Source organism: Enterobacter cloacae complex sp. HYC033_NIDB (assembly GCF_056673335.1).
Genome location: NZ_CP115123.1, coordinates 482,908 through 495,488, shown reverse-complemented (window position 1 = coordinate 495,488; position 12,581 = coordinate 482,908). Strand labels below are relative to the sequence as shown.

General features: G+C 55.3%; 12 protein-coding genes. 3 read left to right on the top strand and 9 right to left on the bottom strand.

All coding sequences use genetic code 11. From position 1 onward, the window contains the following. Positions 1 to 13: 13 nt before the first annotated feature. The 3 genes from O1721_RS02460 to O1721_RS02450 all read right to left on the bottom strand — a co-directional run bounded on the left by O1721_RS02460 (position 14) and on the right by O1721_RS02450 (position 3,572). Entirely contained in the window at positions 14 to 1,336 is a 1,323-nt protein-coding gene (locus O1721_RS02460) for an MFS transporter (RefSeq protein WP_015571519.1), read from the bottom strand. A 260-nt stretch (positions 1,337 to 1,596) separates the two neighbouring features. Next, positions 1,597 to 2,622 carry an inner membrane protein YhjD gene (gene yhjD, locus O1721_RS02455; protein WP_023295574.1) on the bottom strand — a complete coding sequence of 342 codons (1,026 nt, stop codon included), beginning with the start codon at positions 2,620 to 2,622 and terminating at the stop codon, positions 1,597 to 1,599. A gap of 50 nt (positions 2,623 to 2,672) precedes the next feature. Beyond that, a complete protein-coding gene (locus O1721_RS02450; protein ID WP_017384184.1) occupies positions 2,673 to 3,572 on the bottom strand; it encodes a LysR family transcriptional regulator in 900 nt (299 codons plus the stop codon). A 119-nt stretch (positions 3,573 to 3,691) separates the two neighbouring features. Here O1721_RS02450 and O1721_RS02445 point away from each other — a divergent pair, with 119 nt between their 5' ends. Continuing rightward, complete coding sequence (locus O1721_RS02445; protein WP_017693813.1) at positions 3,692 to 4,450, top strand: SDR family NAD(P)-dependent oxidoreductase; 759 nt, start codon at positions 3,692 to 3,694, stop codon at positions 4,448 to 4,450. 174 nt (positions 4,451 to 4,624) lie between these two features. Then, positions 4,625 to 5,227, top strand: coding sequence for a response regulator transcription factor (locus O1721_RS02440; protein WP_017384182.1), 603 nt, complete (start codon positions 4,625 to 4,627; stop codon positions 5,225 to 5,227). Here the strand turns inward: O1721_RS02440 and O1721_RS02435 are convergent. After that, complete coding sequence (locus tag O1721_RS02435; RefSeq protein ID WP_015571514.1) at positions 5,206 to 5,544, bottom strand: lysozyme; 339 nt, start codon at positions 5,542 to 5,544, stop codon at positions 5,206 to 5,208. The genes O1721_RS02440 and O1721_RS02435 overlap by 22 nt on opposite strands. Positions 5,545 to 5,621: 77 nt before the next feature. After that, positions 5,622 to 6,155, bottom strand: a complete 534-nt coding sequence (locus O1721_RS02430) for a GNAT family N-acetyltransferase (RefSeq protein WP_032649790.1) — start codon at positions 6,153 to 6,155, stop codon at positions 5,622 to 5,624. A gap of 146 nt (positions 6,156 to 6,301) precedes the next feature. On the opposite strand from O1721_RS02430, the gene O1721_RS02425 reads away from it, so the two are divergent. Further along, complete coding sequence (locus O1721_RS02425; protein WP_048219358.1) at positions 6,302 to 7,888, top strand: STY4199 family HEPN domain-containing protein; 1,587 nt, start codon at positions 6,302 to 6,304, stop codon at positions 7,886 to 7,888. Positions 7,889 to 7,945: 57 nt separating this feature from the next. Here the strand turns inward: O1721_RS02425 and O1721_RS02420 are convergent, their stop codons facing one another. The 4 genes from O1721_RS02420 to O1721_RS02405 form a co-directional block, all read right to left on the bottom strand. Next, positions 7,946 to 9,595, bottom strand: a complete 1,650-nt coding sequence (locus tag O1721_RS02420) for an alpha,alpha-trehalase (RefSeq protein WP_015571511.1) — start codon at positions 9,593 to 9,595, stop codon at positions 7,946 to 7,948. A 241-nt stretch (positions 9,596 to 9,836) separates the two neighbouring features. Next, positions 9,837 to 10,124 carry a hypothetical protein gene (locus O1721_RS02415; protein ID WP_015571509.1) on the bottom strand — a complete coding sequence of 96 codons (288 nt, stop codon included), beginning with the start codon at positions 10,122 to 10,124 and terminating at the stop codon, positions 9,837 to 9,839. Between the two features lie 171 nt (positions 10,125 to 10,295). Further along, positions 10,296 to 11,648, bottom strand: coding sequence for a glutathione-disulfide reductase (gene gorA, locus O1721_RS02410; protein WP_032649786.1), 1,353 nt, complete (start codon positions 11,646 to 11,648; stop codon positions 10,296 to 10,298). Between the two features lie 70 nt (positions 11,649 to 11,718). Further along, on the bottom strand, positions 11,719 to 12,561 hold the full coding sequence (locus tag O1721_RS02405; protein WP_006808562.1) for a 23S rRNA (adenine(2030)-N(6))-methyltransferase RlmJ: 843 nt from the start codon (positions 12,559 to 12,561) through the stop codon (positions 11,719 to 11,721). Between the last annotated feature and the right edge of the window lie 20 nt (positions 12,562 to 12,581).

Here is a 12,581-nt window from a genome sequence, read left to right as displayed (position 1 = left end):
ACCCGGCATTCACTTACAGCGCCTGATGCTTCGTCTCGTGCGTCAGCAGCAGCGCAATCAGCGTCAGCGCTGCCATTGCCGCCAGATAGACACCCACATAGAACAGGCCATAGTTCGCCTGAAGCCATGTGGCGATATACGGAGCCACCGAGGCGCCCAGAATCGACGAAACGTTATAGGAGAACGACGCGCCGGTGTAACGCACTTCAGTCGGGAACAGCTCCGGCAGCAGCGCGCCCATTGGGCCAAAAGTCAGCCCCATCAGGCTCAGGCCAATCAGCAGATACGCCATCACCAGCGCAGGGCTACCTGACCCCAGCAGCGGCGGGAAGACAAACAGCGCGAACAGAATAATCAGCGAGGTGATGACGATCATGCTTGAACGACGGCCAAATTTATCCGCCAGCAGGCCCGCGATGGGCACCATCACACCAAATCCGATGACCGCCATCATCAGCATCCACAGCACTTCGTTACGCGGCAGGCCCAGGCCGACCGGCGCGGCGGCGGTACTGAAGGTCATGGAGTAAACGGTCATGATGTAGAACAGCGTGTAGGTTGCCAGCATGATGAACGTGCCCAGCACGGTCACGCGGAGGTGTTTGGTCAGCAGCGTCCCCAGTGGAACTTTAACCTGCTTTTTCGCCGCGGCGACTTTAGCGAAGACCGGCGTCTCGTGCAGCGACACGCGAACGTATAGGCCAATCAGCACCAGCACGGCGGAGAAGACGAATGGAATACGCCAGCCCCAGTTCATGAACTGTTCATCAGTCAGCAGCCAGGAGAGGAGCAGGAAGGTGCCGTTAGCAAAGAAGAACCCAATCGGTGCGCCCAGCTGCGGGAAAGAGCCATACAGGGCTCGTTTGCGCGCCGGGGCGTTTTCGGTCGCCAGCAGTGCCGCGCCGCCCCATTCCCCGCCCAGCCCCAGACCCTGCCCAAAGCGCGCCAGCGCCAGCAGCACAGGCGCCAGAATGCCAATAGTTTCATAGGTCGGCAGCAGGCCGATGGCGACGGTGGAGATCCCCATCGTCAGCAGCGAGGCAACCAGCGTCACTTTACGGCCGACGCGATCGCCAAAATGCCCAAAGACCGCTGAACCAATCGGACGCGCAACGAAGGCGATAGCAAAGGTGGCTAAAGACTGTAGCGTGGCTGCCGTCGGGTCGCCCTGAGGGAAGAAAATATGCGGAAAGACAATGACCGCAGCGGTGGCGTAAATATAAAAGTCGAAGAACTCAATGGCGGTGCCAATCAGCGATGCGACGACGACTTTATTGCGCGAGTTGACCGGAACGTGTTCCGCCCCTTCGTTAAGTGTGGTGGCTGTTGCTTGCATAATATTTTCTTATTTTTGGACGAACGAAGGGCCATATTAGGCATAGCAAAAGCGACATTTCAATCTGTAACAAAGGCGTGGTGTGGTCATAAAAGCAACAAAAAGCGGATAATTTTCAGACCAGCGGAAACACTTCTATGAAATGCTTCACACTTTTTAAATATCAGTCATTAAAACTGGTTTTTCGTTAAATAAAAGTTACGGCCTGGATTTATATGCTGAAATGGCGAATCGGGCTGAAATATCAGCCCGACATGATATCAGCGGTGGGTTTTACCCGGCATGCGCGGGTCATCTTTATACTCTGCCGTGGCGATCCACGCGGCGCAGAACAGCGTCAGGCGAGCGAAGAAATAGAAGAAAGCCATCAGCCCCAGCACCGAACCAAAGGCCGCGCCGGAGGGAGACTTCACCAGGGACGGCAGCGTATAGGTCATCACAATCTTGATCACCTCAAAACCAATGGCGGCAATCAATGTCCCGCGCATCAGCGCCTTCTTGCGCGGACGATGGCGGGGCAAACGCCAGAAGATCCAGAAGAACAGAAGGTAGTTAGCAAAGATAGAAATGGCCAGCCCAATGCCGCGCCAGGCCGGTTTCAGCCATTCAATGTAATCCAGGTACAGCGCGGAGATAATCATCTGCTGCGCGGAACCGGCGACCGAGGTGATGGAGAGCGTAATGACCAGCGCCACCAGCAGCCCAATCAGCGAAATAAAGTCGCGCAAATACTTTACCCATATCTTCTCCTGATCCTGCGGTCTACGCTCCCAGACGTCACGCGACTGGGCGCGAATAGCCTCACGCAGGTTGCCCATCCAGTTCACCCCGGAATAGAGCGCAATCAGCAACCCGACGATACCCACGGTGGTACGCTGCTGCACGGCGGTGTTGATGGTGCTTTTGAGCGTTGCGGCGAGCGTCTGGTCGCTGACGTTGGTCAGGATCTTATTGAAGATGTCCTGCAACAGCGTCGGGTGAGACGCCAGCACAAAACCGGCGGCGGCAAATGACACCATCAGGATGGGGATCATCGACAGGAACGAGAAATAGGTAATCGCCGCGCCAAACTGATTTCCCATGCGGTCGTTAAAGCGCTCAGCGGCGCGTATCAGGTGAGCAATCGCGGGTATCTGCTGAATTTTTTCGGCTATGCCGGTCACGGTGCCCAGCGCTTTGCTGGCCGTTCCAGGCTCTTTCGGCGCTTCAGGCTCGTTATCCATCTTTTTGATGGGTTCATAATCTAAATGTTGAGTCGGTCGTTGCGGGTTATTTTCCGGCGTCACGCGCATTTTCCTTTTCGTTGAGCTGGATGTTACTGAATTATAGCTTGTGACTAGTCGACGTAACCTTTTGTGAGTTCGGTAAGCCACTCCATAAACACATGCACCCGGCGGGAGAGGTTACGGCGGTGGGGATAAATGAGGGAGACGGGCATCGGTTCAGCCCGGTATTGCGGCAGGATCTCAACGAGTTTTTTCGTGCGCAGGGCATCACGTACCCCGACGCGCGGAACCTGAATAATGCCAAGCCCGGCGATACAGGCGGCCTGGTAGGTTTCAGTGCTGTTAACCGTCAATACGCCTCCCGTTTTTACCCACTGGGTCGCGCTGCCGTTGTAATACTCAAAACCCTGCGGACGCGTGCCCAGCGTGGCGGAGTAGTGGATGAGGGCATGCGAAGCCAAATCGTCCAGCGTCTCAGGGTAGCCGAATCGCGTCAGATAATCCGGGCTGGCGCAGTTAATCACCGAGAGTTTCCCAAGCGGGCGGGCGATAAGCCCGGAGTCCTTTAAGTTTCCCACGCGAACCACACAGTCAAATCCTTCGCGGATGACATCGACCAGACGATCGCTGCTACTCAGCTCCAGCTCAATGCCGGGAAACTGTTGTAAAAATGCAGGCAGTTTCGGAATGACTACATTTCGCGCAATGGCAACGGGCATATCCACACGTAGCCGACCGCTGATGGTTGAAGGGTCGTGCAGGAACATGCCGTCCAGTTCGTCCAGATTCATCAGCAGATCTTTAGCGCGCTCGTAATAAACCATGCCGTCCTGCGTCAGGCTGACGCGGCGGGTAGTACGGTGCAGCAGCTGCGTGCCGAGTGCGTTTTCCAGTGCCTGGATCTGTCGCGATACGCTCCCCTTCGGCAGGCTTAACGTCTCCGCCGCGCGGGAAAAACTTTCCAGTTCCGCGACCCGAAGGAATAGCTGCATTGCGTGTATTTTATCCATAGATGTTGGTCATTGTTGTTATGAATGAAACAGTGAAGCGCTGACGGCACTATTTATTGATTTTCTACCATCTAATAAGCTCTTTCTCAATCTTCATCACAGCCGAAACGAGGTGAATTATGAGTGAACGTATTGCTTTAGTGACGGGCGGTAGCCGCGGCCTGGGGAAAAATGCCGTTTTGAAGCTGGCCGCGGAAGGGACAGGCATCATCCTGACCTGGAACAACAGCCAGCAGGAGGCGCAGGATGTTGTGCGCGAAATCGAGGCAACAGGCGGGAAAGCGGCAGCATTGCAGCTTAACGTCGGCGATACGGCAAGTTTTTCGCGCTTTGCTCAGCAGGTGAAGGATACCCTCAAACACGTCTGGCAACGTGACACCTTTGACTATTTAGTGAACAACGCAGGCACGGGGTTATACGCACCCTATACCGAGACGACGGAGGCGCAGTTTGATGATGCGCTGAACATTCACTTCAAAGGGCCGTTTTTCCTCACGCAACAGCTGCTGCCGCTCATAAAAGACGGAGGGCGGATCCTGAACGTCTCCAGCGGACTGGCCCGTTTTACTCAGCCCGGTTCAGGCACCTACGCGGCAATGAAAGGGGCGATGGAGGTGCTGACCCGCTATCAGGCAAAAGAGCTTGGCGCGCGCGGAATTTCCGTCAATATCATCGCGCCCGGTGCGATTGAAACCGACTTTGGGGGCGGACGCGTGCGGGATAATGCGGAGCTTAACCAGCTGCTGGCCTCGCAGACGGCGCTGGGACGCGTGGGCCTGCCCGATGATATTGGTGATGCCATTGCGGCGTTGCTCAGTGACAAACTGGGCTGGATGAATGCACAACGTATTGAAGTTTCAGGCGGTATGTTCCTGTAATGTTCAGTCTTAAGGGGGAGGGAACCCTCTTAAGGAAATCCTTAAAACAGGTATGTCTAAATGCTGGAAGATATAAAGAGAGCTGGGTGATTTGTAACCTCTCCATTCATTGAGTTTTTTCTTAAAAAATGCCTCTGTAGAATCCCCCTTCGCTATTCTCAGAGGAGTAAAACGATGCGAGTAATCATGTTTGACAGGCAGTCATTATTTATTCATGGAGCGATGTACAGTTTGCAGAAGTTAATTCCGAAAATAGAGATGACAGGGGCTCGTCAGACTGATGAATTATGGGCGCAATTATCCGCGTCACCCTCCGCTATCGTCATGATAGATGGGTATTTAATTCGTGATAATGGTGTGGCTTTACTGGAAGAGATTATGGATCGTTTTCCAGCGTCGCGCGTGGTGTTGGTGTTAACGAAAAAAGAGCGACGTTGGGTTGAGCAAATGTTTCAGCGCAACGTGGTGGCGATAATTCCCCGCAATGCGAATCCCGAACGCTTTTCCGCAGTGCTGGATTCCGTATCGCGTGGAATGGTCTGTTTTCCCGGCGAGTGGCTGAAGCAGCACTCCTCTCAGGATGAACTGGCAGTGTTAAGCGAGCGCCAGCGTGAGGTATTGAAGTTACTGGCGGCCGGAGAGTCCAATAAAGAGATTGGTCGTAATCTCAATATCAGTGCGGCAACGGTAAAAGCCCATCTTGAGACGCTTTTCCGGCGTCTTGATGTCAAAAACCGGACGCAGGCCGCGATGTACTACACCCGGGCGACGGCCTGAAGGATCTTCTCAGGCAGAGGGGACTCTTCCCCAAAACTGAAGAGGGTTAATATCAGGGCGTCATGCTGCTGTTGGGTTAATGGGCGTTTGTTCATTTCCCGCAGCAGCGCCTCACATAATTGAATATCATTAAAAAGCAAATTCTCCGCCTCAATCGGCGTGATGAGACTGTTAAATTTTTCCCACTGGCGAATCACGTGACCATAACCAATAACCCATATACCCTTTTCGTCACGGTATTTCTCCAGGGAAAGACCCTGTTGTTTTTTAATTAATGCGATTGCAGCAGAAGATATCTGCATTGCATAACCCGTCATAAGCGTTTCCTCTTAGTGGCGCGACTATAGAGGAAACGCCGCCGGGGAAATATCCGCCAAATGGCTGTTGATCAGGTTTAACTGAACGGGAATTCCTTTTTCAGTAAACCGAATAACCAGTCGTTATGCCATTGCCCTGAAAGGAAATAACTCTCACGCAACTCACCTTCCAGTTGAAAACCTGTTTTTTCCAGCAGTCGCCTTGAGGCGATATTTCCCGCCGTCACGGTGGCGGTGAGCCGACGGATATTACCCTGAGTCAGCGCGAAATCACACACAGCCCGCAGAGATTCAAAGCCGTAACCTTTCCCCTGCGCAGAGGGCGCAAAGAGAAAACCGACTTCAGCACAATCTGCTTCCCGGTGCACATAGCCGGTTACGCCCAGCGGCGTCTGGCTGGCCGTCTCACGCACCACAAGGCAGAGCGAGTGCGAGCTGCCCGGCATCCACGGCAACAGACGAGACTCAAAGGCTTCCCGAATGTCCGCCTCGCTACGCGCAGGGGCGACAAAACGCATCACCTCAGGATTTTGCTGTAGCGACAGAAAAAAGGGCCAGTCTTGCTCTTGCAGCGGCGAGCAGGTGAGACGCGCGGTGGTTAAGGCGGGCATGACGATCCTCCGGAGGCATTGCAAATGATTATAAGGTTGTCACTTTATTTCAACAGAAAGTCAGGTATGTTTAACCTCATATAAATAAAAAGAAAAACGACTTTTAATGCCGCTTTAGCGGTACTCATTGTCTCTCAAGGAAAACAATGATGATTAGCTCATCGCATCATACCCGCGAACAGTTTGAACACTGTCTGGCAGCGATCCGTCAGGCGTCTGTTGAAATTTTACTTCTGTTGAATGTACATGTTTCTGAAGGAAAAGATCCACGCTGGTTTCTGGAGCAACTGGATAGCGCCCGCCTGGGGCTGGGCGGGTGGGGCGCCGTAGCCAGGAAGCTGAATCTGAATGATGCGGAAATGACGGCCTTTACGCTGCAATTACGCTTGCTTCAGCAGCGTGTTCCCCAGTATGAAAGCGGGCAGGATGTCAGCGAAAATCAGCTGATTGCGGCGATGCGCTTCGTCACCTCCCTTGAATATCTGCGCCTGCAACAGCCCCTCCTGACCTACGAAACCGGGAGGGTGCCAGAGAAGGAGAGCCAGCTTCAGGCGCAGAAACAGGTGCGTGCCATTGAGCTGATGATTAAAGGACTGATACAGCAGGCGTGGCCCGATCCGGTGCGGCTGAATAATCATCTTAAGACCTTGTTTAACGCTGAACGCGTGCGTCGCTGGCTGAAAAACGGTGAGATTAATGATGTTCTGAGCGGCATGTTGTTCAGCGAACTGGCCCAGCTGCTGGTGGATAAAAAAGAATTTAGCCGCTACTACGCGCCGCTGTTTAACGCTCCGGACATGCTGACGCTGCTGGTAGAGCCCCGCAAAACCCTGCAAACCTTCCTCGAAGATATTCGACAAATCCGCAACAGCATCACCGTGCAGCAGCCGTTAAGCGGGGCGCAAATCCAGCTGCTCGACTGCTATTACACGCAGATCACCCGCTCCGTTCAGCGCGCGTTTGAGGAAGGGCGGACACGCGTTAACCCGGCGGCGCTGATGGCGGTGGACGAAAGCGAGCTGCACGCGTTCTGGGAAAAGGCGCAAAAAATGGACCGCACCACAGGCGGCGATCTTTTTGAAGTGCGCGACAGCATAGAAAAACCGACTCAGCGCACCGCGCGTACGCCAGAGCAGCGCGAACAGCTGATTTCCGGCGTGCTGTGGGGAGCGGTTGGCGTGATGGTTATCGCGATTGTCGTGGGGGGATTCTGGCTGGTGACCAGCAGTAAACCGCAGCCGGCTGTGGCCAGTACGGTATCTCCCGCGCAGGTGCAGGAGATGCGCGAAACGCCTTCCTCACGCGAGACGTTAACCCGCATGGGTGTTACCTGGGATGAGAATAATTTCCGCTCGGCCATCAATCGCAATGACACCCGCGTGGCGCTCCTGTTTTTGCAGGGCGGGATGGACTGGAAAATGTCATGGACGGAGGAGGCGTTGTCGGCAGGCTACGACGATGTACTGGAAGTAATGTTGCGCTACCGCCTGCAAATGACAGAGCAAAAGCCCTGCCGACGCTTTATTAATACGCTTAGCCATGCGATGGCGAACGGCGAATCGCTGACGCCTATGCGTAAGCAGTACCTGAAAGCATTCTGTACCGTTCCCGCGGTGGTGAAACGCCAGCAGCACGACGCCGATATGGCAACGCGCCGCGCGAAGACGCAGCCCGATGCCAGCACAAAAAAATGGCAGTCCATCCAGACTGCCATTTATGAGGTGATCCGCTGATTATTTTTCCCCCTCACCCTGCCCCTCAGGGGAGAGGGGCAGGGTGAGGGGTGAGGCTCAGGGCTCCCCATACAGCCCAATCAACCGCCGCACCACGCCATTCGTCCAGCCGAAGCCATCCTGCAACGGATACTCACCCCCGCCACCTTCGCGTGGCGTGCTGCTGGCGATGTGGTACTTCTCAATCAGCTTATGATGGGTTTTGTAGTAATGGTTCACCGTGTGCAGCCAGCTCCAGGCGATCTCATCTCCCAGCGAGTCGTTGCCGTACTGCTTGAACCCCTGGATCGCCATCCACTGGAGCGGCGCCCAGCCGTTCGGCTTATCCCACTGCTCCCCGGTTTCATATTCGGTGGCGAGAATACCGCCCGGCGTGAGCAGACGGGCTTTAACGGCATCGGACAGCCGTTCAGCCTGCTCATGCGTCGCCATGCCCACATACAGCGGCACAATGCTGGCCGCAGAGAACAGCGCCAGGGCTTCACGCCGCCAGTCGTAATCACGATAACAGCCGTTCTCTTCGTCCCACAGATAGCGGTTCACCGCCGCGCGCCGGTCGCTGGCTTTCTGGCGGAACAGATCAGCCGTCTCTTTATCCCCTTTCGACGCGGAGATATTGGCGATAGCGCTCTCCAGTTTGAACAGGAATGCGTTCAAATCAATGGGGATAAATTGTGTCGTGCGGATGCTGGCCAGCCGCGCAGGATCGCGCAGCCAGCGGGATGAGTAATCCCATCCTGAGGCTGCCCCGGCGCGCAGGTCGCGATACACCTCGTTCGGCGGACGACCGGAATGACGGGCGGTTTCCACGTCCTCAATCCACGATTCATCTCGCGGCGTGTCGCGATCGTCCCAGTAGCGGTTGAGCAATGAGCCATCCGGCATGCGAACCGCACTGCGATAGGCCTGATTGAGCAGCAGCGATTCCGCCCCGTCCATCCAGAAGGCGTACTCCATCTTAAGATGCTCAAGATAGCGCTTCGCCCCGCGCACGCCGTCCTCTTCAAACAGCTCCACCATCAGGGCAAAAACGGGCGGCTGGGAGCGGCTGAGATAGTAGGTACGGTTGCCGTTCGGGATATGGCCGTAGCGCTCTATCAGCCAGGCGAAGTTATCGGCCATACATTTCAGCAGATCGTTACGACCGCTTTCAGCAAGCCCCAGCATGGAGAAGTAAGAGTCCCAGTAGTAGGTCTCACTGAATCGCCCGCCGGGCACAATATAGGCCTGCGGCAGCGCCAGCAGCGACGACCACGGGATGTGATCCTGCGGCTCACGCGTCAGCACCGGCCACAGATTATCAATATGTTCTTTCAGGGACAGGCCGGGGTCAGAGACGTACTCTTTGCTGTAGTCCTCCGGCAGCCAGAAGTGATTCTCCACAAAGCGCGCCAGGTCAAAATCACGGTGACGACGCACCTTGCGATAGCGGATCAAAATATCCAGCGGATCCATCTTCGGCGCGCAGTCGGGAAAGGTTTTGCTGTCCGCAAACAGCCGCGACGACTGGACGTGTTCAAACAGTTCAAGGTAGCGGTCTGCGGGCGTAAGGGCATCGGACGCCGGCAGTCCTTCAATCATTTCCGGTTCCGGCTCTGCCTCGATCATCTCATCCAGTTTTAACTCACAGGGATCGGTTTCGTAGCGCAGCTCTTCTGCAATCTCGAACTCGATATCCTCGGCAGTCTGTAGTTTCTGGTTGAACATGGTGTTCAGGACCTCCGGTTTTTGTCGTAACCAATACGGGTTTTTCCCGGCTATCTTTAAAGCGTAGACATTCGCTTCGGTTAATGCGGTGCGAAGTGTGCGGTAGATCACGCTTTCAAAATGGATTTAAACACGCTGAAAATCAGATATCCCTTTGATTATGAAATTATTAAATCAGAATCTTTGGAAACAGAGCAGGAATAAAATTCAGAGCATTCGGTATTCTGCATATACGCACGGATTAGTGTGCCTGACGTGCATCGCCCTGAAGGCTGTTGGCGGTTTGATTGGCTTTCTGGCTGGCGCCTTCGCTTTTATCCATCGCCTTGCTGGCCGCTTTTTCCGCATGGGCGGCGCTGTACGCAGCCAGATGGGAAATCACGATTGCGTAAATGCTCATTAACGACACCCACAGAATGCTGTTTTTCCACCACAGCAGGGTAGGAATCGTCAGTATCGCCCATACCAGCGCGAGAACAAGGTGCATTTTGGCCATCAGTTTTGCGGTGATCTTTACGTGCATTTTCATATCTCTAATCTTTTTCCGTAGTAACAGGCGAACGCGTAGCGCTTTCTAAGATTAGTTAATTCCACCGCGGGAAGCGGGTTATTTTGTTACCGTTTGTACAGCCGTTGGGTTTACCTGCCCAGGGCATAAAAAAACCGGCCAGCTGGCCGGTTTTGTTGCGGATCAGACGGATCAGCGCATAGTCACAAACTCTTCCGCCGCAGTCGGGTGGATCGCCACGGTGTTATCGAAGTCTTTCTTCGTTGCGCCCATCTTCAGTGCCACCGCGAAGCCTTGCAGGATCTCGTCCATGCCGAAACCAATGCCGTGGATGCCGACGATCTTCTCCTCCGGGCCCACGCAGACCAGCTTCATGCGGCATGGCTGACGGTGCGAGGTGACCGCGGTATACATCGCGGTAAACGCCGATTTATACACTTTCACCTGGTCATCGCCGTACTGCTCACGCGCCTGCGGCTCGGTTAAGCCGACGGTACCGATTGGCGGGTGGCTGAAGACCACGGTCGGGATGTTGCTGTAGTCCAGATGTTCGTCCGGCTTGTTATTAAACAGACGCTCGGAAAGACGACGCCCCGCCGCCACGGCAACCGGCGTCAGCTCTACGGCGCCGGTGTTATCACCGACGGCATAAATGCCACGAACGCTGGTGTTCTGGAACTTATCAACGACAATGTAGCCTTTTTCATTGGTTTCCACCCCGGTTGCGGCCAGGTTGAAGTTGTCGGTGGCCGGTTCACGACCAATCGCCCAGATCAGGCAATCAACGGTCTGGCTGCGACCATCTTCCAGCTCCAGAGTCAGGCTACCGTCCGCATTTTTCACCACCGCTTTTGGCACGGCGTTGGTGTGCAGGGTTGGGCCTTCGGCGTTCATCACCTCGACCAGCGTGTCGACGATCAGCGGGTCAAAGCTGCGCAGCGGCGCGTGTTTACGCACGAACAGGTGCGCTTCCGCTCCCAGGCCGTTAATCACGCCGGCCAGCTCAACCGCGATGTAACCTGCGCCCACAATGGCCACGCGTTCTGGCAGAGCAGGCAGCTCGAAGAAACCGTCGGAGTCGATACCGTATTCCGCGCCCGGAATGTTCGGGTGGCTCGGACGGCCGCCGGTGGCGATCAGGATGTGATCGGCGGTGATCGTCTCGCCGTTCACTTCGATCGTCTTCGCATCCACGAAACGGGCGAAGCCGCGGATCACGTCGACGTTATTCTTGCCCAGCACGTTATCGTACGAGGTGTGAATACGGTCGATGTAGGCGGTACGGCTGGCGATCAGTTTATCCCAGTCGAAGTGGTTGATGGTGGTGTCAAAGCCGTAGTCCGGGCCATACATATGGATAGCTTCACGGATTTGCGCGGCATGCCACATCACTTTCTTCGGTACACAACCCACGTTCACGCAGGTGCCGCCGAGTTCTTTGGCTTCAATCAGCGCACACTTCTGGCCGTACATGGCCGCACGGTTGATGGAGGCGATGCCGCCGCTGCCGCCGCCGATTGCGATGTAGTCATAATGCTTAGTCATAGCGTTGTCCTTAATCGTGAATTGCCGCGATTGTATACCTGAAATCAATAGTTTCCACCGATGGCTGCGATTACTCCGGCACGATCCAGCTCACGGTGGCGTGACCCGTACCGGCTGGCACCAGCGTTTTGTGCAGCCACGGCAGCACGTTGTTCATCTGTGCTTCGAGCTTCCACGGCGGGTTAATGACGATCATGCCGGACGCGGTCATGCCGCGCTGGTCGCTGTCAGGGCGCACCGCCAGCTCAATTTGCAGGATTTTACGAATGCCGGTCGCTTCGAGGTCTTTGATCATGCGTTTAATTTGCGCGCGCAGCACTACCGGATACCACAGGGCATAGGTGCCGGTCGCAAAGCGTTTGTAACCTTCGTTAATGCCGGTCACCACCGCCTGATAGTCGGTTTTGATTTCGTACGGCGGGTCGATCAGCACCAGGCCGCGACGGGAAACCGGCGGCAGTTTGGCTTTCAGCTGCTGGTAGCCATCGGCTTTGTCCACGCGGGCGCGGTTATCTTTCTGAAACTCAGAACGCAGCAGCGGGAAGTCGCTCGGGTGCAGCTCTGTCAGCTGAAGGCTGTCCTGCTCACGCAGCAGCTGGCGGGCAATCAGTGGTGAACCCGGGTAGTAACGCAGTTGGCCGTTGCGGTTGAAGTGATTCACCACGCCAATGTACGGCTCCAGCTCGGCAGGCAGATCGTCCTGCTGCCAGATACGCGCAATCCCTTCCAGATATTCACCGGTACGCTCGGCATGCTCGCCGCTCAGCTGATAACGGCCCGCGCCCGCGTGGGTGTCCAGATAAAGGAACGGTTTATCCTTTTCTTTAAGCGATTCGATGATCAGGCTCTGAACGGTATGTTTGAGGACGTCGGCGTGGTTGCCTGCGTGGAAGCTGTGGCGATAACTGAGCATGGGTAATGATATTCCGCTGA